Origin of the sequence: Thiosocius teredinicola (assembly GCF_002009425.1) — a bacterium.
GTDB classification, from domain to species: domain Bacteria; phylum Pseudomonadota; class Gammaproteobacteria; order Chromatiales; family Chromatiaceae; genus Thiosocius; species Thiosocius teredinicola.
The window spans coordinates 4,146,457-4,171,258 of sequence record NZ_CP019936.1 but is presented as its reverse complement, the minus strand read 5'-3'; the positions used below and the strand labels follow the sequence as shown (position 1 = coordinate 4,171,258).

18 protein-coding genes are annotated in these 24,802 nt (G+C 61.5%); 8 read left to right on the top strand and 10 right to left on the bottom strand.

Going from position 1 to position 24,802, the window contains the following annotated elements; all coding sequences use genetic code 11:
• Positions 1-190 precede the first annotated feature (190 nt).
• The 5 genes from B1781_RS19725 to B1781_RS19705 all read right to left on the bottom strand — a co-directional run bounded on the left by B1781_RS19725 (position 191) and on the right by B1781_RS19705 (position 6,631).
• On the bottom strand, positions 191-865 hold the full coding sequence (locus B1781_RS19725; RefSeq protein ID WP_078121292.1) for an AbiTii domain-containing protein: 675 nt from the start codon (positions 863-865) through the stop codon (positions 191-193).
• Between the two features lie 322 nt (positions 866-1,187).
• On the bottom strand, positions 1,188-3,146 hold the full coding sequence (locus tag B1781_RS19720) for a molybdopterin biosynthesis protein (RefSeq protein WP_078121291.1): 1,959 nt from the start codon (positions 3,144-3,146) through the stop codon (positions 1,188-1,190).
• A 33-nt stretch (positions 3,147-3,179) separates the two neighbouring features.
• The gene (locus B1781_RS19715) at positions 3,180-4,331 is read right to left on the bottom strand and encodes a molybdopterin molybdotransferase MoeA (protein WP_078121290.1); all 1,152 of its coding nucleotides are present in this window, start codon (positions 4,329-4,331) and stop codon (positions 3,180-3,182) included.
• A 94-nt stretch (positions 4,332-4,425) separates the two neighbouring features.
• A complete protein-coding gene (locus B1781_RS19710; RefSeq protein WP_078121289.1) occupies positions 4,426-5,883 on the bottom strand; it encodes a C13 family peptidase in 1,458 nt (485 codons plus the stop codon).
• Between the two features lie 142 nt (positions 5,884-6,025).
• Entirely contained in the window at positions 6,026-6,631 is a 606-nt protein-coding gene (locus tag B1781_RS19705; RefSeq protein WP_078121288.1) for a GNAT family N-acetyltransferase, read from the bottom strand.
• A gap of 265 nt (positions 6,632-6,896) precedes the next feature.
• Between B1781_RS19705 and B1781_RS19700 the strand changes: the two genes are divergently transcribed.
• Complete coding sequence (locus B1781_RS19700; RefSeq protein ID WP_078121287.1) at positions 6,897-7,331, top strand: host attachment protein; 435 nt, start codon at positions 6,897-6,899, stop codon at positions 7,329-7,331.
• On the top strand, positions 7,328-9,757 hold the full coding sequence (locus tag B1781_RS19695) for a Lon protease family protein (RefSeq protein WP_078121286.1): 2,430 nt from the start codon (positions 7,328-7,330) through the stop codon (positions 9,755-9,757). The genes B1781_RS19700 and B1781_RS19695 overlap by 4 nt, the downstream gene beginning before the upstream one ends.
• Positions 9,758-9,799: 42 nt before the next feature.
• On the opposite strand, the gene B1781_RS19690 is transcribed toward B1781_RS19695, so the two are convergent.
• Positions 9,800-11,575, bottom strand: coding sequence for a vanadium-dependent haloperoxidase (locus tag B1781_RS19690; protein WP_164513475.1), 1,776 nt, complete (start codon positions 11,573-11,575; stop codon positions 9,800-9,802).
• 162 nt (positions 11,576-11,737) lie between these two features.
• Entirely contained in the window at positions 11,738-12,433 is a 696-nt protein-coding gene (locus B1781_RS19685) for a Crp/Fnr family transcriptional regulator (protein ID WP_078121284.1), read from the bottom strand.
• A gap of 754 nt (positions 12,434-13,187) precedes the next feature.
• On the opposite strand from B1781_RS19685, the gene B1781_RS19680 reads away from it, so the two are divergent.
• From B1781_RS19680 to B1781_RS19655, 6 genes are all read left to right on the top strand, one after another.
• Complete coding sequence (locus B1781_RS19680) at positions 13,188-14,783, top strand: ABC transporter substrate-binding protein (protein ID WP_078121283.1); 1,596 nt, start codon at positions 13,188-13,190, stop codon at positions 14,781-14,783.
• Positions 14,784-14,827: 44 nt separating this feature from the next.
• Positions 14,828-15,811: an ABC transporter permease gene (locus tag B1781_RS19675; protein WP_078121282.1), complete on the top strand. Its 984-nt coding sequence runs from the start codon at positions 14,828-14,830 to the stop codon at positions 15,809-15,811.
• An 8-nt stretch (positions 15,812-15,819) separates the two neighbouring features.
• Complete coding sequence (locus tag B1781_RS19670) at positions 15,820-16,779, top strand: ABC transporter permease (RefSeq protein ID WP_078121281.1); 960 nt, start codon at positions 15,820-15,822, stop codon at positions 16,777-16,779.
• A 3-nt stretch (positions 16,780-16,782) separates the two neighbouring features.
• Positions 16,783-17,760: an ABC transporter ATP-binding protein gene (locus tag B1781_RS19665; RefSeq protein ID WP_334223797.1), complete on the top strand. Its 978-nt coding sequence runs from the start codon at positions 16,783-16,785 to the stop codon at positions 17,758-17,760.
• Positions 17,753-18,769 (top strand): ABC transporter ATP-binding protein, encoded by a 1,017-nt coding sequence (locus B1781_RS19660; RefSeq protein WP_078121279.1) that lies wholly within the window; start codon positions 17,753-17,755, stop codon positions 18,767-18,769. The genes B1781_RS19665 and B1781_RS19660 overlap by 8 nt, the downstream gene beginning before the upstream one ends.
• Positions 18,770-19,077: 308 nt before the next feature.
• Positions 19,078-21,480: a hypothetical protein gene (locus B1781_RS19655; RefSeq protein WP_078121278.1), complete on the top strand. Its 2,403-nt coding sequence runs from the start codon at positions 19,078-19,080 to the stop codon at positions 21,478-21,480.
• Positions 21,481-21,513: 33 nt separating this feature from the next.
• Here the strand turns inward: B1781_RS19655 and B1781_RS19650 are convergent, their stop codons facing one another.
• The 3 genes from B1781_RS19650 to B1781_RS19640 form a co-directional block, all read right to left on the bottom strand.
• Complete coding sequence (locus tag B1781_RS19650; RefSeq protein ID WP_078121277.1) at positions 21,514-22,593, bottom strand: phosphatase PAP2 family protein; 1,080 nt, start codon at positions 22,591-22,593, stop codon at positions 21,514-21,516.
• Positions 22,590-22,874 carry a hypothetical protein gene (locus B1781_RS23275; protein WP_164513474.1) on the bottom strand — a complete coding sequence of 95 codons (285 nt, stop codon included), beginning with the start codon at positions 22,872-22,874 and terminating at the stop codon, positions 22,590-22,592. The genes B1781_RS19650 and B1781_RS23275 overlap by 4 nt, the downstream gene beginning before the upstream one ends.
• A gap of 85 nt (positions 22,875-22,959) precedes the next feature.
• Positions 22,960-24,756: an adenylate/guanylate cyclase domain-containing protein gene (locus tag B1781_RS19640; RefSeq protein WP_125932190.1), complete on the bottom strand. Its 1,797-nt coding sequence runs from the start codon at positions 24,754-24,756 to the stop codon at positions 22,960-22,962.
• Positions 24,757-24,802 lie beyond the last annotated feature (46 nt).

Here is a 24,802-nt window from a genome sequence, read left to right as displayed (position 1 = left end):
CAGGAGTGCGGTCGAGTCTAGCAGGATCGTGTACGGCGCACAGGGCCGCGGCTGTTCGAATCATCCGGGTGGCGGCGCTGAAAGAGCAGACATGCACCGACGTCAGGGCGCTGTTAAGCGCTACCTGACCGGTGCGAGTCGATATGTCTGACGGTGGATGCTGACCGCACCCAAGCGTGAACCGTTCGGATCAGCCACCGATACCCAGCAGGCGGCCGAAAAATCCTTTCTTCTTCGGCTTGAACGTCGCCGCCTCAGCCTGTGCCTTGGTGGTGGCCTTGGCAATGATCTCCGCGAGCACGGCGTCGGCTTCCGCGGCCTGCTGGCGCTGCTCGTCGGTGAAGCGGTGTGCATCCTCGGGCAGGCCCAGGTGCGTCAGTCGTTCAATCCAGAGGCGCAGCGCTTCGCGCGCACCGAGCAGGGCGAATGCAAACGACTTGCTGGGTACCGCCAGTGCCAAGCGCGTACTCAGGCGGGTCTGCTCCTGCAGTTTGGCCAACTTCTCATCCGTAAAGTCGACGCGCTGGCCGCCCATTCGCGAGTTCTCGTTGAACGCGGTTTCGATATCGGGCAAGGACTGATACAGCGAGTAGCAAAGCAGCCCCTCGTCGGTATTGGCGCGTTCAATCGGTGCCTCGGCCCATCCCTGTCCCGGAAACCAGGCAACCAGGGTGCCGCAGGCGCCAAGGCGGTAGTCGGGCAGCTTTTCGGTCTCGCTGTAACCAGCGAGCTCGTGTTTGAGCCAAGCGGTAATGTTCTTTTGTTTGAGTGTGTTGGATAACAACACGGCGCGCGAAAACAGCCCGGCTAGATCACTCTCCGGATCCTCAACGAGCTGGCGCAGTTCTGCGATACTGGACGACATTGTCCGACCCTCCACCCTTCGGCACTTACTTTCTTTTACTTTTATCGGTCGACTTTGCCGCTTCCTGAAGGAAAACGGCACCCAAATTGGGGTTGCGCCGGTCCGAAATTAACCCATGTTGCTTAAAGCCGAATGTCGATCCCGGAGCACCGGGACGGCGCCACGATCCGGGCAACGACTTTCCGCAGGAAGAATAGTCTTCCCAAACGCGGCGGTGTGCAAATTGTTCGCGGCTCGCCGCAGGTGAATGCCGGGAGCCCGGTTCAGCGAGTGTGATCGCGTTCTCGACAAACCGCCGAGCGGGGCGCCGCAAAAATCACCGTCAGCGCTGAAAGCCCAATGCCTGCAGACCGGACTGGACGTCGGGATCCTGCAACAGCGCCACGAATCTCTGCACCACGGGCAGTTCCCAGCGGCTCTCCGGAATCACGAAATCGTAGTGTTCTTCCTGCAGCGGGATGAACTCGAGTTCGTACAGGCGGGCGACGGTATCGATTGCGATACCCCAGTCGGCCCGCCCCTGGGCTACCGCCGTGGCGACCGCGTTGTGCGATTTGGTCTGCACCGCATAGCCGGCCGGCTGGGCGCCGTGCAGTAGCTCATCGATCAGCACGCGGGTTCCGCTGCCGGCATTGCGATTGACCATGACGCAGTCGGCGTCGCCCAGCGCGGCGGCGACCGCCTGCTGGGGTGTGGCGATGCCCTTGAAGCGTGCATCGCCCCGCCGGTAAACAAAGCCCTGCATGCGGCGGTAGCCTTTCAGCAAACGCATGCCGGGTTCGAGGTAAGGCGTGTTGTATTCGCCCGATTCCGGGTCCATCAGGTGAATGCCGGCAATATCGCACTCACCACGCCTGACCGCAGCCAGTCCGCCCTGGCTGCCGACGTGCATGGATTTGGTTGCGAGCCCCTCTTTCTGCAACTGCTGCAGCAGGTAGTCGAGGCCGACGCAATGTGAGCCGATGGTGACCAGATCTGCCGGCGCAAGCGAGCGCGACAACAACTGCACCTCGACCTTGCTGCCGGCCGGCAGCAACTCGGTCTGTGCATCGACCCGAATAAAGCCGTCGGCCTTGCTGAAGGCGGTCACCGCGCCGGAACTCTTGCCCATCGGGTAGGCGGCGAATCCGTCGTCGGTGCGCATCAGGCTGACCATCGAGAACTCGGCACGTCCACGTTCCGAGCTCAGGCGCATCGGTAGCTCGGCGACCACCCGCTCATGCGTCTGCACCGGCATGCCCGCCATCGCGCGCAGCACCGGCGCGACGAACTGATGAAAGGTGAAGATCGCCGAGGTCGGGAATCCCGGCAGGATCACCACGGGCTTGCGCCCGGTCACCGCCAGGCACAATGGCTTGCCCGGTTTGATTGCCACACCATGCACGATGACGCCCGGGTCCGACAGGGTGCTGACGACGTCGTATGACAGATCGCCGGCTCCCTTGGAGGTGCCGCCGGACAAAATGACGGCATCACAGTCGAGCGCATGCCGTAGTGCCTTTTGCTGAGCCTCGTATTCGTCCGGCAGTGCGCCGAGCCTGACCGGCTCACAACCGATCTCGCGCAATGCGGAGGCGACGATCGAGCCGTTCGAATCGTAGACCTGCCCGGCGGCCAACAGTTGCCCCGGTTGTACCAGTTCGTCGCCGGTCGAGATCACCGCGACGTGCGGGCGGCGAAACACCGGCACTTCGGCCAGGCCGATCGCAGCCAACACACCGATCTCGCGTGAGGTCAGCAGCTGGCCTGCCCGCAGTACGGTTTCGCCGCGCCCGACATCGGTGCCGGCGAAAGCGATAAAGGCGCCGGCCGGTAGCGGCTTGCCGATCTGCACCCTCTGGCGGCCGTCGCGCTCGACCAGTTCGGTGTCTTCGATCAGCACCACCGCATCGGCGCCGCGCGGCACCATGCCACCGGTCGCGATCACGCTGGCAAACCCCGCCGTGACCGTGCTGCGCGGCTCGACACCGGGCGTCAGCACATCGTCGGTCAGCGCCAGTACCACCGGCGCATCCTCGCGTGCGCCGACGGTGTCTTGTGCGCGCACGGCAAAGCCGTCCACGTTGGCGCGATCGAAACCGGGCACATCGACCGGCGACTGGATGTCGCTCGCCAGAACGCGGTTGAGTGCGTCGTCGAGGCTGACCGACTCGTCGCCGAGTGGCTGCGGGTCGGCGGCCTGCCAGAAACGCTGCAATGCCTCTTCAGCGGTCGCAACGTCCAGGAACTGGCGTTGGCTGGCGGCGCGCCTGCGTTCGACGAGGGAGCTGGCGTCGGTCATGAAGTTCGGTCTCGCTGGCTGATACGGTCGAGTTTAATAGAGATGGACGGTGACCATCGTTTCCGCAGGATGGCCTTCGCTGTTCTCGGGGATCAGGATGTAGCCGTCGGCAGCAACCAGGGTCGACAGCAGCCGGTTCTCGGCGGTTGCCAAGGGCTCGGCCCCTGCGGCGTCGATTCGCACGCGGCAGATGTCGAGCTGGCCGATAGAGGAAACCACCTTCCGTTTCAGCGGCATTTGCCGGGTGTCATGTGATGCGCCACTGGCGTTGCCGGCGAGATGACGCACCAGGTACGAGCCCAAGCGGTCGTAGGCGCACAGACAGGCAAGCGGTCGTCCCGGCAGCGCCAACACGGGCCTCTCAGCAGCGAAGCCCAGGGCCGTGCTTTCGCCCGGGTTCATCGCCACGCCGTAGATGTCGATGCGGCCGACTTCGGCCAATGTGGCGATGGCGAAATCGTTCACACCCTGGCCGGTACCACCGGCGGTGATGACTGCATCGCTGTCAATCGAGGCCAATGCATTTTTGAGCGCCGCTGCGCTGTCGACTCGTGCCGCGTGCACGACGCGGCCGCCGTCACGCGCGATCGCGGCGGTCAGTGCGGGACCATTGGCGTCATGGGGTACACCACCGACGAGCAGGACCGTGATACGCGGCCGGCTGATCACATCGACCTTGTCGCGTCGGTCGAGCGCCAACCAGGCGATGTCCTGCGGTCGCAACCGGCGACCGGCGCTGAGCAGCAGGGCGCCGGTCTCGAACTCCTCGCCCGCGGCGATCACCCCGCTGCCGGGCGCGACGGTTGCGGAGACTTCCAGCGTGCGGGCGCGTTGCTCGACCTGTTCCTGCTCGATTACCGCATCGGCGTTGTCCGGTAAGGCTTCGCCGTTCGCCAATGGCACGGCTTCTGCCGATTGCAGCGGCGTCGCAGCGTCGGTCTGGCGAAACGGCAATGGACTGTAGTCGCTGGCACCGACCGTGCCGGAAGCTGCCAGGGCGTAGCCATCAAGCGTCGCAATCGTGTTTGATGGACAGGTGTGTTGCGCATGGATATCGCCAGCCAGGCATCGACCCACCGCGTCGTTCAGGGGAACCGATTCAACATCCAACCGCGGGGCCAGGCGATCGATCCAGCCGGTCGCGGTGGAGATCGATTGACGATGGAAGATTGGGGCGCCCGGCATGCTGATCGTGGTGACTGTGCAATTGCACCATCATAGAGAATATGCGGACGGCTGTGGTATCTGCGTGGCCGGTGCGGTGTTTGGCAGTGATCGATTACTGCCTGCAACCGGTCGACGCAGACATCTCTGTGCAGTCGTAGAGTGGCGTCAGCGCCGCCGTGGTCGATGACGGGTCACGCAATGCGCCGCGATACGCTGCGAGCTTGGCTTCGATCTCGCCGCCGACGAAACGCTGGGGATAGGACGCCTCGCGCCGCTCGCGTTGTTCCTTGTCGCTGACCCAGCGTTCTGCAGTGTCGAATGCCGCAACGAAATCGATCTGCGTACCCAGGGCTTGTTTGAAGTAGGCGGTACCGAAATCGGTGAAGTCGCTGGTGGCGCCGCAGCCGAACGATCGGCGGTTGGCGGCGGCCGCGGTGATGATCAGGGTTTGTGGGTTACGCAGTGGTTCGACAAAACCGCCGGAGTAGCAGCTCGATACAACAATAACGCGCCAGCGGATGCCGGCGTCATCGAGCGCCTGCCTGACCTGGCGTGGATTGAGGTCGTCGAGCTTCACCGGCCCGAAGTGCAGTGAGAAGCGGTGATCGTCGCTACCGTGCGAGGTCATGAACAGGAACAGGATGTCTTCGTCGACATCCATGCGATCGGCCATGCCGTTCAACAGTGCTTGCAGATTGTGTCCGTTGGCCAACGGGTATTGCGACGTGGTTTCTACATTGTTGACCAGGATGGCGGAATGTTGCTCGGTGTCGAAACGCTCGTCGAACAGGTCGCGCACGTACTCCACCTCGTTGAGAAACACGTTTTCGAGGCCGTACCCGCCGACTGCCAACAGGTAGAGGTCGGTGACCCCTGGGCGTTGGTCTGCCAACTGTGCGAGCGAATCGTCGACCAGGCGGTACTGATCGTAGAACAGGTCTTCGACGCTGAGTTTGCTCAATGCCTCGTACGGAGAGCTGCGTTCGCTGACGGGTTCATCCGCGTACCACAGCATCGTGTAGGGCAGTACCCACAGGCTGCCGAAGCCGATACCGGTCTGGATGGCGGCGAACAGCATCGACTTGCGAATTCGAAGATCGAGCACGACACGCAGCAGCCGCGTCAGTATGAAGAGTTGCCAAGCGATCGGAGACAGCCAGATTGCCCATGCCTGCAAGTCAGTTTCGGCGACGTACTCCTGCAGGTAGCCCGCGATGTGCAGGTACACCGCGAACAGGGGCGCGCACGCAAGGGTTGCGATGATGAGCTCGCCGGCCGCTTGCAGTTGGGCTTTGGCCAGGCGAACGACGAGCAGGATCGCAACGATGTCGACCGCGTAGACCGCAAGCAGATAGGTCAGGCCGTAGGCCGAGTAGGTCGCCGGTTGTTGCACAAAGGCGTATTCGGCCGCGATCTCGAAGCCGATGGCCGCGGCGATCAGCAGCAGGCTTTGATCCAATGAATAGACAAAGTCATCCCTGCCGATCGGGCGTCCAAAGATCAGTCGCGCACCGGCGGCGAGATTGCGGAACAGGTTATGAAGGGGGTTGTTTACTGCTTGAGCATCCATGGCGATGTACTGATTTCCTTAACTAGGTCTGGTAACGGCTGTCGTCGCGGGGTCTGAAGGCGCACGCTTGGCGAATATCACAGACTGTGCGCTGCGTCCTGGCCGGCCCCCGGAGCCGTCTGTCGGCGGTCAAACGCTGGCTTCACAGCGATTTCAGCCAGAATATCATCGGGTGTTGCGCTTCCTCGGGCTGGTCGATGTCCTTCCAGACGTACTCGGTGGTCAGGTCGGGGCGCGGCTGATAGCCGAAATGTCGCCACACGTCGTCGAGCGGTCGGTAGTCACGCGGCCTGAGCGGGTGACCCGGCGGCCGCACGATGCCGCAAAAGCAGATCGTTTCGAAACCGCCGTGGCGGCGCGCATAGTCTTCCCTGCCGGTGAAAAAGCCTTTGTAGAGGCCCTGCCCGCGATAGTCCGGCAACAATACCGATTCGCCGCAGTAGAACAGCGTCTGCGGGTCGATGCCGGCCGCGGCGAACGGGCGAACGAATTCCTCGGTCTCGCAGCGCATCGGGATGCCCGTCGACGCACCGACCACCTGTTCGCCTGGGTTTCGATCGGTATCGGTGGCCAAGATGGCCATCGCCTCACCCGAACTGACGTAGGTGGCGAGGTACTGTTGCTCGTAGGCCTCCGTACCGTCGTACAGATAGGGGTATTCGCGGAACACGCGGATGCGCAGGCGCGCCAGGTCGGGCAGGCAATCGTCGAGCGCCGCGCCGCTGACGCAGTTCAAAGTCACAGGCATGCAGATCTCCTTCGGCGCCCGCAGGGTCTATTGTTTTCGGGTGAGGCGTCAACCTGACCCGCCGGGGTGTTGTTCCGGCGTGGCGTGGCGGTTTCCGACGGGCCGGGAGATTGGCGCATTTGTTGCCCATCAAACAAACCGCCGAAATCGCTCCCCTGGGGTTGGTGACGCTGTGTAGCCTGAGGTTGAAGGGGGAATGTCGCCACGTGGCAACAGCCCTGTGCGACAGGCTCCAGTCAAGCAAACGGACGAGGAGAGCGTCATTATGAAAAGCGCTTGGATTGTTGTCGCGGACGCCAGTCGCGCCCGCTTCTTTTCGGCAGAACTGCCTGCCTCACCCTTGTGCGAGATCGAGACCCTGAGTAATCCGGAGGCGCGTCTGCACGAAGGTGACCTGATCAGCGACCGCGGCGGTCGCGACCGGGACAGCGGCGGTTCGTCGCATGGTTTTGGCAGCGCCGGTACGGCCAAAGAGGAGATCGCCGACCGGTTTGCGGCGGATGTCAGTGCGCGCCTTGAGAGTGGCCGTGAGCGCAATGCGTTTTACCGCCTGTACGTGCTGGGTTCGCCGAGTTTCCTGGGCATGCTGCGCAAGCATCAATCGCCCAGCCTGCGCCGGCTGGTAGTCGATGAGATCGCCAAGGATATGACGATGCGCACCCCGGAGCAGATCCGAGCTCAGCTACCGGACAGGCTATGAACGATATCTCGACTGACGGCGCACAGCAGGCAGGCGCCGCCAGTCTGGTGCCGTTGGACGCGGATCAGCTGGCCCATGCCTGTGACACCGAGGCCTTGTCGTTTGGCGACACCAGCGAGCTGCCGGCGCACGACGCGCCGTTGGGCCAGGACCGGGTGCTCGAAGCCGTCGAATTCGCCACCGGTATCGACCGCAGCGGGTACAACCTGTTCGTGATGGGGTCAGCGGGCGTCGGCAAGCACCGCCTGCTGAAGTCGTTACTCGACCGCAAGGCCGCACAGCAAGCCGAGGCCGCGGATTGGTGTTACGTCGCCGACTTCTCCAATCCCGATCGCCCCAATGCCCTTGAGCTGCCCGCCGGACGCGGTGTGGAACTGCGCGCCGACATGCGCCAGTTGGTCGACGATCTGCTCAACGCGTTGCCGGCGGCGTTTCAAAGCGACGAGTACCGTCGCCGATCTCAGGAGATTCAGGACGAATTCAGGCGGCGTGAAGACGATGCAGCCAAGGAGATGGGCGAGCACGCCTCACAGCGTGACGTTGCCCTGATGCACACGCCGAACGGCTACACCCTGGCGCCGCTCAAGGACGGCAAGGTGTTGAATTCCACCGAGTTCGAGGCGCTCGAAGACGAAGAACAGAATCGCATTCAGCATGCGATGGAAGAGATGAAGGACGAGCTGCGCACGGTGCTCGGGCATGTGCCCCTGTGGCAGCGCGAGTCGCGCCAGCGCTTTCGTGAGCTGGACGCCGACATCACCTCACTGGCCGTTTCGCAGCTAATGCGCGATCTCGAACGGCACTATTTCGATCTGCCGGAGGTACTCGCCTACCTCAAGGCGGTGGCCGACGACGTGATCGAGAACGGCGAGTTGTTCCGTTCTTTGAGCGAAGAAGACCCTCCCGACGCCAGTGATCCACGCTTTCTGCGTTACCGCGTCAACCTCCTGGTCAGCCGGCCGAACGGCAAGGGTGCGCCGGTGGTGGCGGTCGATAACCCGACCTACCAGAATCTCGTCGGCCGGATCGAGCACATCGCCCATATGGGCACGCTGTCGACCAATTTCACTCTGATCAAACCCGGGCAATTGCACCTTGCCAATGGCGGCTATCTGATCATCGACGCCGACAAGCTGTTGGTCCAGCCGTTCGCATGGAATGCCTTGAAGCGTGCCCTGCACGGCGAAGAGATACGCATCGAGTCGATCGAGCGGTTCATCGGCGCGATGAGTACCGCGACCCTCGAGCCCGAACCCATTCCGCTCAAGGTCAAGGTCGCGCTGACCGGCGACCGCGAACTGTATTACCTGCTCAAGGCCTACGATGCCGATTTCGGTCCACTGTTCAAAGTGGTTGCCGACTTCAGTGAAGACATGCCGCGCGAGGACGGCCAGGAGATGGCGTATTCACACTTGGTAGCGACTTTGCAGCAGCGTGAGGGGCTGCGACCGGTGAGCCGCGACGGTGTCGCGCGGATCATCGATTGGTCGGCGCGACGGGCGCGCGATGGCGAAAAGCTGTCGCTCCACCTCGGCAGCCTCAGCGATCTGTTGCTGGAGGCCGACCATTTCGCCCAGGTCGACGGTTTACAGCGCATTGACGCGCAGCAGGTGCAGACGGCCATCGATGCCCAGGTGAGGCGCAGCGACCAGGCGCGCAGCCGCCTGCATGAAGCGGTGCTGGACAACACGTTGTTGATCGACACCCGCGGTCGGCAGCTCGGCCAGGTGAATGGCTTGGTGGTCATCATGGCGGGTGACTACGCCTTCGGCAGCCCGGTGCGGATCAGTGCCACCGCGCGCATGGGCAGCGGATCGGTGGTCGATATCGAGACCGAGGCCAAGCTCAGCGGGGCGATCCACAGCAAAGGCGTGATGATTCTGTCGGCCTATCTGGCCAGCCGCTATGCCCGCCACCAGCCGCTGTCGCTATCGGCCAGTCTGGTTTTTGAACAATCATACGGGGAGATCGAGGGCGACAGCGCCTCACTCGGTGAACTGTGCGCACTGCTGTCGGCCATCGGCGACCTGTCGATCGACCAGTCGCTGGCGGTGACCGGGTCGGTCAACCAGCATGGCCAGGTCCAGGCCATCGGCGGCGTGAATGAAAAGATCGAAGGTTTCTTCGATATCTGCCGGGCGCGTGGGTTGACCGGCGGGCAGGGGGTGGTGATTCCGGCCGCCAACGTCGGCGACCTGATGCTGCGCGACGATGTGCGCCAAGCGGCCGCCGACGGGCGTTTTTCGGTCTACGCTGCCGATCACGTCGACCAGGTCATCGCCTTGCTGACCGGGCTCGCGGCCGGCAGTCCCGATGCCAATGGCCTGTATCCCGCCGACAGTTGCAACGGCCTTATCCAGCTACGCCTGCTCGAATGGACGGCGGCGCGTCAGCAGTTTTCCGGTGCCTCGGAAGCGGGTGGCTAGCGGATCGGCCCGGCGTCAAGCGCCATGCCTTGGCGTCTGCGATCAGGCCGATACGCAGCGGAAGGTCTGTGGCGCCTGGTAGCCCGACTGGTTGCAGAGCGCTTGCCCGGCGTAGGTTATCTGCACCTTGCGGCCCGAGAAGTTGTTGAATTCAAAGGCGATTGCGTCGCAACTCGTCCCTTCCTTCAGTTCCATGGCCTGTTCCTGCAGCATCGCGATGGCGACCGCTTCGCCGAGAGCGAGCGATTTGGCGTAGTCCGAGCGGTAGTTGACACCTGCGGCCATGCGCCCGATCGCAATGTTGGCCGCCAGCTTGTTGATCTCGCCTTCCACGGTCAACGCCTGCGCATGATCCTCCAGGCGGGTTGAGCCGTCCGGTGCAAGCACTGCCTGTTTCGCGTCTGCAAGCACGAAATCGTTCTTGAAAAACGCCTTCAGCAGGGTGGCGCACGCGCCCGCCACGGTGGCGTGACCTGAGGCGTACGACGGATGCATCGGGGCGCCTTCCGCATAGGCCTGCGGCAGCAGCAGGTTGTCGTTGCGGGCGAGCAGGCGCTCGGCTGCGGTCGATTCGAACACCGCGCCATCGAGCAAGTCGACCACGTCGCCCGTGCGTTGGCGTTCGGCACGTGCCGCCATGGCCTCGGGGCGGAGTCGCCGGTGGACCAGCCATTTCTGGTGCCAGGCGACGCGCAGTGCGCGGGCGCCGACCTCGGCGATGGCGCTCAAAATATGCGGCTTGCCGAACACGCCAAAGCCTTCCTGCGTTGAGGATTCGCGGTACGGGTTGGTGTCGGATAGCGGAGCGGCCATGCCGTCCAGGATCAGTGCGGCATTCATAAAGGCCTGGTGGAACACATCGAAGTGAACGTAGTGCGCCAAGTCGCGCAGGGTGACGATGTGGCGCTGCGGCTGTTGACGATCCTCGAGTTGAGCACGGCTGCGCGCGGTATCGAGGCCGTTCTGCGTGGTCAGCCATGCCTCCCAGGTGTCCAGGTAGTCGGCGCGGTCGGCCAGGCGATGCTGTTTTTGCGCGATCGTATAGGTGCCGTAGGGGATGTCTTGCAGCAGGAACTGCGAGACATAGGGGCCGACGTCGTCACCGGGAGCCGAGCCGCGAAACAGGCGCTGGGTGGTGATGTCGGCAGCCAGCTGGCCGTCGGCGCCGTAGTGTTGCGTAAAACGCTCTTCGCCGAGCCGCGGCTCCGGCGCGTTGAGGCGGTTCAGTTCCTCGGTCGCGGCACCTGCCGACTCACAGCTGTCCCACTGGGCAAACGGCGTGTCGCGCAGCAGTGCCATCCAATACAGCTCGACCAGTTCGGTGCCGGCTTGGCGACTGGCCAGTTGCGGCGCCGGCGGAAGCTTCACGTCGAATGCGTCGACGCCGGTTCCGCCGCCGGCGACTGCAGCCAGCGGATTGACGTAGCGTCGTGCGTCCTGCTTGGGGACGCTCAATGCGCGTCGCACGCTGTCGATGGAAGACAGCGCCTCCGGGTCGGGGAACTCGGTATTGGCGCGGATACCGGTCAGTATCTCGACAAGGTCGAGGTAATCGTAAGGTGTGGCGACCAGACCGGTGTCGGGGGCGTGCTCCAGCCCCTTGGAGAAACTGCCGCCGAAGTGGCTGAGTCGCTCGTCGCCATTGGGCTGTTGCGCCACGTTCTTGTTGTTGACGATGTCGACCCCGGCAAAGGGGCCGTCGCTCAGGCACACGGTGAAATTCTCCGGGGTCCTTCCCAGTGCGTTGATTCTGGTGCGATTGCGCAGGCCGACGTTACCTGAGATCACGTCACGGCGGTTGTTGCGACTGGCAGGCATGAGCATACCCCTTCGGCTGATACGGCATATTTTCTGTCTTTGCCGTGGATTGCAGCAGCAAAGCCGGTGCGTCGATGTGGGAAAACACACGGCTGGGGCATTTTGGTGGCGGGGAAGTCGTGAGCGGCGGCGGTTCGGTGCGTGAGTGTCGCAGTCTGCGAATTACATGCCCTTTACATCCTGCACCATGCGTTCGAGGTCTTCGAGGCTCTTGATGATGTGGCCCTTGGAGTCCCATTCGATCAGACCGATGGACTTCAGGCGGGATAGCTCACGACTGACTGCCTCACGGTGCGTGGCGACGCGATCGGCGATCTCGGTATGTGTCGGCGGATTCGTTATCACTACGGGGCCGGTGGTGCCGCCTTGTTTTCTGGCGAGCCTAAGCAGTTCGGCGTGGATGCGGTTCTGCACACCCAGTGTGCGGTACTCGAAGATCCGGTCGCAGTGGTCACGAATCAGCCGCGACAGGCGCTTCATGGTGTTGGCGGAGACCACCGGGTAGCGACGCATCGTCTCCCAGAATTTCTCCGCGCTGAGTGTGGCGACCTGGGTATCGGTCTTCGCGATCACGTGCGCTGAGCGCGTGCCGCCGTCGATCGCGGCCAGTTCACCGAACATCGTGCCCGGCCCGAGTTCCTCGAAATGCACCTCTTTGCCGGTGTTGGAAAAGCCTGCAGCCAGCGCGGTGCCGCTGATGATAAAGAACACGTCGGACGTGGGATCGTTCTGCGCCAGGATTTCCTGTTTCGCGGTGTACGAGCGAGACCGCATTTCACTGGCGATCTCGTCGAGCTGATGTCGCTCCAGGCCTTCGAAGACACTGATGGAGTGGAGCGTGGAGCTGTTGATTTTCATATGAGATCGCGGACGCCGTCGATACGCAAACCTGGTAAACGAAAACTTGGTACCGGCAGGCGTTCGGCTGCGCTGCAGTTACCGAATGCAGCTATTCGCCAAACGGAGAGCCGGTCGCCAGTGAGCGTCCTTACCCATAAGTGATCCATCGTAACAAGGTTTGTTTGCCAAAGTAGGGACATCTGGCCTTCATCGGCCTGTCCGGGCGCCATTTTATTAAATGACCTAATGGGTGTGGCTCGGCGTTTTATGAATACGCTCGTGATCGAGACGCTGAACCGTTCTCCAGGTTCGCAGAGTGACCGCGCCTTCGCGTGGAAATCAAGGCGATGAGATAGGCCTGTGTCAACGCGATGTGACGAGTACGCGGCAAGGCGAGTTGCAAGGGGCGCTTTAACGGGTCTTGGGTCTAAAAATTGTCGCCTGACTGGTTTATGCTCTCGCACTGCTATCAGGGGGCGCAAAAAGTTGTGACAGGGAGCGCGAGCCGGTGCGTTATTACGTGGCCGACGCGTGTTGACATCATTTCGCAAAGTCAGCGTTGGTGGGTTGGTGTTTTTTCGCGTCGTTGTTTGCGATCCGGAAGACGCTGACCGCGAAGTGCCGGTCTTTGGCGGCTCGTGCGGGCGTCGATGCGGTTGTCGTACGGCGTACTTCGGCCGTGCGAGCAAGGTGGATTGCAGTAAACGCCGTCACTCACGGAGGGTTGGCTGCGCTTCTCAATGTGGGTAATCGAGACAATAGTGGGGGCTCAATGAACTGGGGTCGAATGATGTTGGCCAGAAACGTATCTATTTCGGCATTCGTGCTCGCATTGCTGTTTTCGGTCCCTGCTGTAGTCAGCGCTGAAAACGTGATCCGCTGGGCCAGTCAGGGCGACGCCCTCACACTGGATCCACATGCCACGAACGAAGTCACGACGATATCGACGATACGCAAGATCTACGATTCGTTGGTTTACGCGGATAACGACCTGAAACTCATACCGTGGTTGGCCAAGTCATGGGAGCTGGTCGACCCGACCACATGGCGTTTCGTGCTGCGCGATGACGTCAAATGGCAGGATGGGTCGCCTTTCACTGCCGAGGATGTGAAATTCAGCCTGACCCGGGCGCTGGCGGAGACATCGGATTTCCGCAAGCAGATCGGCAGCATCAAGCAGGTTGAGATCGTCGATGACTACACGGTTCACATCGTTACCGATGGCCCCAACCCGATTCTGCCAAACCAGCTGACGACGATCTTCATGATGTCCGAGGCGTGGAGCGAGCAGCACGGCGTCAGTGAACCGCAGAACTTCGGTGGCAACGAGGAGACCTATGCGGTCCGGCATGCCATGGGAACCGGGCCTTTTGTTCTGCAGACGCGCGACCCGGGCATCCGCACGGTGATGGCAAAGAATGCCGCCTGGTGGGGGCTCGCGGATCACCCGCATGCGGTTGACGAACTGGTCTATACGCCGATCTCCAACCAGGCAACCCGTGTCGCCGCGCTGCTGTCCGGCGAGATCGACCTGCTGTTGGACCCGCCGCTGCAGGATATCGAGCGCATCAAGCGCACCCCTGGGCTCAAGGTGGTGCAGACCGCGCAGGACCGCACGATCTTCCTCGGCCTGGATCAGGCGAGCGACGAACTGCGGACCTCCAACGTCAAAGGCGCCAACCCGTTCAAGGACAAGCGGGTTCGCCTGGCGCTTTACAAAGCGATCGATATCGAAGCGATCCGCGACAAGGTGATGCGTGGCTACGCGGTCCCCGCCGGTATCGTGACCGGCCCGGTGTCGCACGGCTATACTGAGGCGCTCGACCAACGGGCCTCGTATGACGTGGAAACTGCGAAGTGGCTACTCGCCGAAGCGGGTTATCCCGACGGCTTCTCCGTGCGGCTCGATTGCCCGAACGACCGTTACATCAACGACGAGGCAATCTGTCAGGCGGTCACCGGCATGCTCGGCAAGATCGGCATCAACGTCGATTTGTCGGCTCAACCCAAGACGTTGCACTTTCCCAAGATCAAGAATCGCGAGACCGACTTCTATCTGCTCGGTTGGGGCGTGCCCACCCTGGATTCGCACTATGTGTTTTCCTACCTGGCACGTGAGAGCACCTGGAATGCCACCGGGTTCGATGATCCGCAGATCGATAAGCTGATCGATCAGATCGGCGTCGAGGTCGACTTTGCGGCGCGCGATGAGCAGATTGCGCAGGTCTGGCGACGCCTGAAAGACGACGTCGTCTATCTGCCTCTGCATCACCAGACGGTCGTATGGGCAATGAAAGACTGGTTGGATATCCCGGTGCCGGCCGATAATGCCGTTCGATTCGTGTTTGCCGAGATCAAACCGCATTGATGTTCGTCGGGTGATGACTCCGGCGGGCCGGTTCAGCGGCTGACATGGTCGCTTTCTTGGTCAAACGGGCGGCGCAGGGTGTGGTGGCATTGCTCGTTGTCGCTTTCGTCTCGTTTCTGTTGTTCAACTTCGTCGGCGATCCTGTCGACAACATGGTGGGGCAGGATGCGAGCCTGGCAGATCGCCAGGCGATGCGTGACCGGCTCGGGTTGAACGATACGCCGCTGCTGCAATTTGCGCGTTTTGTGAACAACGTGTTGCACGGCGAGTTCGGCATCTCGTACCGCTTGCAACGCCCGGTCGGCACGCTCATTCGCGAACGTCTGCCGGCCACCGTCGAGCTTGTTTGCCTTTCCACTCTCGTCGCCCTGGTGATCGGAATACCGCTCGGCGTGCACACCGGCATCAGGCGCAAATCCTGGTTCAGTCGATTCGTCATGACGATGTCGTTGATTGGTGTCTCGCTGCCGACCTTCGTCATCGGCATTCTTCTGATCTACGTGTTTTCGGTGTCGCTCGGTATGCTGCCGTCGTTTGGCCGCGGTGAGGTCACCGATGTTGGTGGATGGTCGACGGGATTGCTGAGTGTCTCCGGTTGGCAGGCGATCATCCTGCCGGCGGTGACGCTGAGCTTGTTTCAGATGGCGCTGATCCTGCGGCTCGTACGCAGTTCGATGCTCGAGGTGATCTGCTCAGACTTCATCAAGTTCGCACGTGCACGTGGCCTGCCACCGAACGTGGTTCACTACGGTCACGCCCTGAAGAACGCCATGATGCCGGTCATTACGGTGATTGGGCTGAACGTCGGCACCTTGATCGCCTTTTCCGTCGTGACCGAGACGGTCTTCCAGTGGCCCGGGCTGGGCTTCTTGTTCATCCAGGCAGTTCGGTTCGCGGATATCCCGATCATGGCGGCCTATCTGCTGCTGGTGGCCTTGCTGTTCATCAGTATCAATTTCGTCGTTGACCTGTTGTACCTCGCGATTGATCCACGGTTGAGGGGTGCTCGTAGGGTGGCGGAGCGGTAGGCTCGAAGATGGACGAATCACGAGGGGAAAGCCGCTTGGGTGTCGCCGGTGTGGTCTGGGGGCGGCTGCAGAACATCGACTTGTGGCACAGCTTCGTCGGGTCTCCGACGGCGATGGTGGCAGCTGCGGTTACCTTGACGTTTATCGTGGCTGCTGCACTGGCACCCTGGATTGCTCCGCACGAGCCGTTCACTGTTGCGACACTGGACCTCAACGATGCGTTCACGCCGCCCGTGTGGCACGGCGAGCAGGGGACCTGGCGGTATGTGCTGGGCACCGACGGGCAAGGGCGCGATATCCTGTCGACCATTCTGTATGCCGGCCGAATCTCGCTAACGGTCGGCTTTGCGGCGGTGATGCTTGCCATGCTGCTCGGGGTGAGCCTGGGCCTGCTGGCGGGGTATTTCGGCGGATGGTTCGACGCGATCGTTATGCGTCTGGCGGATATCCAATTGACGATTCCATCGATACTTGCCGCGCTGCTGATCGACGGTGTCGCGCGTGCAGTGTTGCCGCTCGAGCAGCAGCAGGTGCTTGCGATCTACGTGTTGATCCTGGCTATCGGTATCTCTGACTGGCCGAGCTACGCACGCGTGACGCGTGGTGTGGTGATGTCGGAGATTACAAAAGACTACGTGTCGGCTGCGCGGGTGATCGGCATTGGGCACCGGTCGATCATGCTGAGGCACATACTGCCAAATGTCGCCGGACCGGTAATGGTATTGGCAACCATCGGGCTCGCATTGGCGATCATGGCCGAGGCGACGCTGTCGTTTCTCGGTGTCGGCGTGCCGCCGACGACACCGTCACTCGGCACCTTGATCCGCATCGGCAACGACTACGTGTTCTCCGGAGAGTGGTGGATCGTTCTCTTTCCGTCGCTGGCCTTGGTCGGGCTCGTGTTGGCGGTGAACGTGTTGGGTGATTGGTTGCGCGATGCATTCGATCCGAAGCTGCGTGGATCCTGAATCGTGGCCTTGCTCGAAGTACAGGGTCTGCGGGTTGAGTTCGCGTTGCGCCGGCAAACACTGGTGGCGCTGGACAATGTCGGTTTCGCGGTGGATGCGGGTGAGATTCTCGGCATCGTCGGCGAAAGCGGTGCGGGTAAATCGTTGACGCTCGATGCTATCGTCGGCCTGATTGAACCACCGGGCAGGCGGGCCAGAGGTGAGATCCATCTCGCCGGAAGGCGTATCGACCACCTGTCAGACGCCGAGCTTCGCAACGTGCGTGGCAAGGAGATAGGTACCGTATTCCAGGACCCGATGACCAGCCTCAATCCGCTGTACACCGTCGGTTACCAGTTGGTACAGACCATCAGGACCCACTTGGATGTCGGTCAGCAAGAGGCCCGCAGCCGCGCCATCGAATTGCTCGCCGAGGTCGGGATACCGGAGCCGAAGAGGCGTTTCGATTTTTATCCTCACCAGTTTTCCGGCGGTATGCGACAGCGTGTCGTTATCGCCCTGGCGTTGTGTGCCGAGCCGAGGCTGATTCTCGCCGACGAACCCACCACCGCACTCGATGTCTCCACCCAGGCTCAGGTATTGGATCTGTTGCGCCGACTGTGCGACGAGTTCGATGTGGGCATGGTGCTGATCAGCCACGACATGGGGGTGATCGCACAAACGGCCGATCGCGTCGCCGTCATGTATGCCGGGCGGATCGTTGAAACCGGCGATGTACAAACCTTGATGCGATCGCCCCTGCATCCTTACACCCAGGCGTTGCTGAGTTCGGTGCCAACGATGGAATGTCGCGGTGAGCGACTCGCGTACATCGATGGCGTGATGCCGCAACTCGCCGAGATGCCCACGGGGTGCGCGTTTCATCCGCGATGCTCACGGCGTAGCGAGCGTTGCGAGTCCGAATATCCCGCTTTCTCATCGATTGAGCCATCGCACAGTGTCGCGTGCTGGTTGGTAGACCAAAGGACCGTCCATGGGTGAGTCGCAGCTGCACGAGCCGGACAGACGCCCTCTGCTCGACGTACGCGGTGTCAGCAAGCATTTCGCCGTATCCGCCGGCTGGTTAAGTCGATTGATCGGCGGCCCCCAGTCGCTGCGTGCCGTGGACGACGTGAGTTTCGCGATCGAAGCAGGCGGAACCCTGGGCCTTGTCGGTGAGTCGGGTTCAGGTAAATCGACCCTGGCGCGGGTACTGGTTGGCCTCGATCGGCCGACAGCGGGGCAGGTGTTGTTCAATGGTAGCGACATCAATGCGATCCAGGATGCCGCGACCCGGGCCGGGCTGAGACGCAACTGGCAGATGGTGTTTCAGGACCCCTATGCGAGTCTCAACCCCCGGTGGCGGGTGAGCGAAATCGTCGGCGAACCGATTCGTGCCTTCGGGTTGGCTGAAAGCCGGGCGGCGAGGAACGCCATTGTCGCGCAGCTGTTGCAGCAGGTGGGATTGTCGGCGCGCGATGCGACGCGTTACCCGCATGAATTCTCCGGCGGCCAGCGGCAGCGTATCGCGATCGCACGGGCCCTGGCCTCAAAGCCGCGATTCATTGTGTGTGATGAACCGACGTCGGCCCTCGATGTGTCGGTGCAGGCGCAGATCCTGAATCTGATGAAAGACATCCAGCGTGATGCCGGGGTGGCCTATCTGTTTATCAGCCACGATCTGGCGGTCGTGCGTTTCATGGCCGATGTCATCGGCGTGATGTATTTGGGGCGATTGTGCGAAATGGCACAGACGAATGAACTGGTAGCCAATCCAATGCACCCATATACCCGCTTGCTGATAGACGTGATGCCGAATCTCGAGGCGTCATCGCATACGCGCGAATCGTCTATCGGTGAGCGGCCGGACCCGATGTCGCCGCCGAGCGGTTGTGCATTTCACCCGCGATGTGCGCACGCCAATGAGCGTTGCCGGCGCGAGCGCCCGCAGATGCTATCGGCAGGCCGGCGGATGGTAGCCTGCCATGCCGTAAATGAAGGGCGGCTGTAAGCACGTGAGCGAGACGGCGGTGGTCGACGCCGGGGCATGTAGCAGATCGCCGTTTGCATCGGGGTGGGCCACATAATTCAGAAGAGCCGGCTCGCTACTGGCCAACTCAATCGAAGAGGAGAGTGACTATGGGCGCTGCGCCGGACTGGACTCCCCGTTATCATGCCGTTTCAGTTGTCATCCGCCCGGACCCGGGAAAGGTTGGCCCGACAACCATCTCGATTCGACACCCTTCCACACCGTGCTGTTTCAAGCTTGAAACCCCCGGTTTCGATATCGTTTCGCAATATCTTCTCCGGCTCAGAACGTTGAGCGATGCCGGCAAGATCCCGAAGATCGGGTTCAGGTTCGTGCCCTGCGGAAGGCCCGCCGACGAAACGCTGACATTTCTCGATCGTGACGATCAGCGAACGTCATGGTGCGCATCCTATGAATTCTTTCGCACGCTGCACAACACGAAGGGAAAGACGGTGGGCAGCGAGCGCACCCTGGTGTTGCTTGCCGCCTTGCATCACGGCGATTACTGCGGCGCCAAGGGCGACGATCCGACCGAACATGATGTGGAGTACCGCGATCGACGGGGCATCCGCGTTGTTGCGCAGGTAGACCAAGCCCGCAAGGAGATACGGGTTACCTCGATGTCGGCTTACCTGATGCCCGGCCGTTCGGTAACCCTGGGTTCTGCGGTCAGTCATCGCGACCACTGCACGACAGACCATGGTGTGCATTGTGATGACCCTGTCGGGAACGGAATCCTCGCTATGCAAGACCCGGCTTCGGCGAAGCCGAAAGGCAGCGATGGTGTCGTGCGCACGCTCAAACAGCGTCGGCCCAGCCGTTCCAGCGAGGTGTTGAATCAATATCTCGATTCCAATGGCGGTCATGCAGCGACCATCGAACGGTGTAAGCGGCTGCGGTGCAAAGGTAAAAAACTGGAATACCTGAACCTGCGGCGTTCGCCGTTCGTGCGCGACGATATCGAGGCGGTCACCGGCAGTGGGCGGTCCGGCGCAATCAAGCCGATTGCCGAGTACATCTTGAAGCCTGTGCCCAAGCAGGCCGAATCGGTGCGCTCGAACGCCGCCGCCCAGATAAAGGCGTATTGCAACACCAACCAGCTGTTCGAGCATCTACTGCATTTCGGCATACACCCGGAACACTACTTCGCGTCTGCAGAGCTGCCGCTTGCAGTGCACTATCGCTCCGGTATGCCCTATGGTCCGGGCAAAGACGGTCAGACCGTGAATGCCGCCGTTCAACCCAGAGACTGGAAACGCCATCAGATCGCCCCAAGTTTTTGTCAGTCACCACCCAGGCTGAACGTTCACTATGCACTGGCCGATCTTTCGCGTCGCGATCGAGAGGCAAAGTGGAGGTCGGACGATTGTGATCCGGGTAGGGCGCCGGCAATACCGCTGAGTATCGCCAACGACCCGCGATGGGTATGGCATGAGATCGGCCATATCCTTTTGGTGGCGACCACTGGCGAGCTCGAGATGCGTTTCTCGCACAGCATTGGCGACGCGTTGGCGGCGATTGCCGGCGACCCGAAGTCGGCCTTCGTACCAGGGATGCCGGTTCGCGGAAAGCTTGCAAAACGCCTGCACAAGAAAGGCTGTGACGATGTCGAAAAACGTAACCGACGTTGGCGCGGGGCGACCTTTCCCTGGGTGTTTCTACCCAGGCGACACGACCGCTGCGTGACGCAGGGTTGGAGCTGGAGCGGTGCTATGCATCGCCCGATCCTCGAACTGCCGGACGAGAAACAGCCGCGCCGCAAAGGCTATCGATCCGAGCAGATATTGTCTACGTCACTGTTTCGCGCCTATCTGTGCTTGGGAGGCGCAACGCCCAACCCCGGTGGTATGGATGCCCGGAAAACGGCATCAGAGTACGCGCTTTACCTGATCATCAAAGCGCTCGGGCTACTCGGCGACGCGCGAGTAGTCCCGGCCAACAGCCCCGATCAATTGGTTTCTGCGTTGATTGATGCCGACATCGGTACCACCAGATTCTTGTCGACGTCGGGAAAGGTGTTGCTCGGGGGGATAGCGCATAAAGCGATCCGCTGGGCGTTCGAGGCGCAGGGCTTATACGGTGATGCGGAGCATTGCGATTCGTACGCCGGTTTGCCTCCGAACGTCGACGTTTTCATTGCCGACAGTCGTCCGCACTATGAGGATTGGGGCGACTGCGCGGTTGAGTATGGTGCCGGTAACTATGTGCCGGTCGCATTGACCAAGCCGAAGAAGTCGGCAATGCGATCGCGACAGCCGCGTTGGATGACGGATCCGAAGAAAGGTGCAGTGAGCGTCACGCTCAAAGGTATCAACGTCGAGGTAGGAAATCGCGGAACGAAAAAAGCGCACGATGTCAGTGTCAGGGTTTTCTACATCGAATGGAAAGGCAAACACCTGCCGAAATGGACGCCCAAGGGGAAGCACCAATGGCACGAAGCCAAGCAAGGGCATAGAGGTAAACCGACGGTGAAGCGCGTCGGCAAACAGCCGGTGGTGTTCGGTCGTTTTGCGTGGGAGACGAAACCAAAGCCGGGTGCGACTTACCTTGTGCTCGCTCAGGCGACGTGTCCTGAGGACCGTGCCAACATCGACACCAAGACGAAGCTGCCATGCAGTCGGGGCCGGGTACCACTGCCGTCGTTGGTCGCGAACGACAACAATATCAGTCTGACCCTGTGGAAGTGTCCTTAGCGCCTCCACTGTCGGAGGCGCCTTGAGATTGGACTAACGTCGTTCCGGCCACTCGGCTTTCGCCCGTTCGATCACCATTTCAAGTGTCGGGCATGTGATGCGTTGCTTGCGCACGATGTCACGCCAAACCCCTCTGGCCAGATGCCTGCCGGCGCTGGAGTCGGACGCGTAGTGAACGCCGATTCGTTCGCGGTTCTTGGCAATCCGTTGAGCCAGCCACAACAGCGGCGAATCGATCTCGCCGCGTCCGTCCAGGTCCTCCGGCTTGGGCTTGCGGCCTTCGCTGCGGTATTTGCCGCAGCTTTTCCGGCGTGATTTCTTGGTCGCCAGATTGAATACGCCGTAGCGCTTGGCCAGTGCCGGGATTTCGAGAAGGAACAGTGCGATCAAATGTCCCTGAGAGGCGTGGCCACTGGGGAATGCCGGGTGAGCCGGTGGGCCGAAAGGCGGTACCAGCCCGGGGCACAAAAACGACGGGCGAACGCGCAGGAATCGATGTTTGTAGTACATGTGCATCACGTGACTGATCGACATGGCACACGCGATCAGTTCGATGGTCCAGGGGTGGCGCGCCCTGTTTGCGCCGAGAAAGTGGATGAAGTAGTCCGCTGTGCCATCTGCCTGTGATTCCGCTTCAGCCAGATAGCGTTGTCGATCATCCTGCATCAGTTGCTGTAGTTGAATGATCTCGGAACAGATCGCGGTGAAAGCTTTGTCCCGCGACTTCTGCGATTTTCGGGCGACCCAACATAGATCCATTTCTTCGAGCCAACCCGATTTCTTCAAACGCCGAAGCGCTTTCTTGCCGCCTTTGCCCCACTTGTCCCAGTCGTGGAACTGACTGCCGAACTCCAATGCCGCCTGCGTCGATATCGCGTTGGCATCGACCGTCTTGAGCCATTCAGTGAGGTTGGGGTCGAACGGCCGCATCCAGAAACGCAGCGCCGGATCACTGTCAGCGGTCTGCCATTTCAGTGGATGGTTCGGGTCGCGATACGGATTGACGATGAAGTCATGAGGGAAGGGAGGGTTGCCGCACTCGTCCGGCGTAACGTCCGCCGCCCATGGTCGATAGCGCAAGTCGGCCGGCGTCGCATAGTAGGCGCGACTCAATGTACCTGCTCCCGCGCCAGCCCCCGCGCCTGCACCGGCTCCTGCACCTGCACCGGCTCCCGCGCCTGCACCGGCGCCAGCCCCCGCTCCGGCGCCAGCACCCGCTCCGGCACCAGCACCCGCTCCGGCACCAGCACCCGCTCCGGCACCAGCACCCGCTCCGGCTCCAGCTCCAGCTCCTGCACCAGCTCCTGCACCAGCTCCTGCGCCGGCTCCTGCACCAGCACCCGCCCCTGCGCCTGTTCCTGTGGCCATGGTCTTATCTCCCCTTTCTCGTTCACCCTGGTTTTGCGTGCGGCACCATCGTTGTCCGACGTGTTACGCAGCCGCCCGCGATCGTTTGTTCGATGCGTCCGTGACGAGTGATTAGAGCGGCAATCCGGCAGCCAACAACCCGTCTTTAAAACGCTTCAAGTCATCGGCTCTCGCAAGCGGATACCATTCGAGCAACTCGTCGACTCGAAACCATGGTTCGGCTTGCATCAGCTCTTCGGCTTTTCTCCGTGCGTCATCTTCTTTGCCGGCCTTTGCCAGCGACGCCGCCAGCATGCGTTGGCAGGCAATGAACCTTGGGTTCGCCCGCTGTGATTTGTGCAGCCACACCACAGCTTCGGGGTACCGACCCGCGACGAATTCGGCAATCCCGGCGACAATCCAGAAATAGAAATTCAATGGGTCGAATGGGCTTAGCTGCCAGACGTTTCTCAGCCGGTCGAGTGCCTCATCGGCTTCACCCAGATAGGCTTTGGTCAGTGCGCTAAGACCCCATGCGAATGCCGAGTTCTCATCGAGTGCCAGTGCGCGGTCGAACAGCTCCAGCGACTCCCTGGCATTGCCGCCAAAGAAACTCTGCAAGTGCCCGGCTACGGCAAGCGCAAAGGCGTCTTCCTGGTCGAGTTCTATCGCACGTTGTGCCAGCTGAATGGCGCGCGCCTTGTCGCGCTTCAGATCCCGTGAGCGGCCTTCGCCGACCTGGAAGTTCAGGCGCCAGGCCGCATACGCATGTGCTTGCGCATAGAAGGGGTCGAGCGCGATCGCCCGCTCGAGCGACTGCCCGGAGCTCTCAAAGCTTTCGTCGGTGAACTGGTAGAGCTGAGACAGCGCCATCAATACGCAGTCGTAGGCGTCGAGGCTTTTGGTCGGGCGTTCCCGAATCCTGGCGACCTCGGCGGCCTGCACGCGTGATTGCAGCGAGCCGACGATGCGCGCGACGATCTGGTCCTGGAACGAGAAAAGGTCGGCATTGTCGCCGTCGAAGCGTTCGGCCCATACGGATCGATTCGCGACGACATCGATCAGCTCAGCATTGATACGCAGGCCAGCCGCCAGTCGGCGCACGCTGCCATCGAGCACGTACCGCACATCCAGTTCGCTGGCGATCTGGCGAAGATCGCGGTGTTTCTGCCGGTAGCGCAGCGTCGATGCTCTGGCGATGACGTAGAACGAACGACTGCGTGACAGGCCGGTGATGATGTCTTCGGTAATGCCCTCACCAAAGTAGTCATCGTCTTCCGCACCGGTGATGCTGCGAAAGGGAAGCACCGCTATCGTCGGTCGCGTCGACCACTGCAAGTAGGGTTGATAGGCAGCGATCTGCTGTTCCGGTTCTTTCCATTCCACCGCGAACACATGCACTGGGCGTGCGATATTCTTGAGCGGCGGGGTGCCCAGGTCGCGGAAGGTGATCGGCAGCCTGTTGATGATCAGATCACGCACGATCGAGGTCACGGCAATGCTGCCCGGCGATGCGGCGTGATGAATGCGCGATGCGATGTTCACGCCATCGGCCTGCAGCGAGCCATCTTCGTCGATCACGTCGTCGACGTTGATGCCGATACGCAGGCTCAGCGTAAACTGGTCCGACGGTTGTTCTCGCTGTTTGGTCGCGCGTTGAACATCGACCGCCCAACGCACCGCATTCACTGCGCTGGGAAACTCGAAAAGCAAAGCATCGCCGGACATCTCGACAAGACGGCCGCCCTGATGATCGGCATAGGGCTCGAGTATCGATTTGCGCAATGTCTTCCAGTTGCGCATCGTTTCGGTCTCGTTGATCGACATCAGGCGCGAGTAGCTGGCCACATCGGCAAATGCGATGGCGGCAAGGCGTCTCGTGATATTGGACGCTTCTTTATTCCCCTTTGTTGTCTCGTTGTCAGTCACTGTTCGCTCATACGTGAAACGTCGCGTTTCGTTCTTGGCAGCTGAT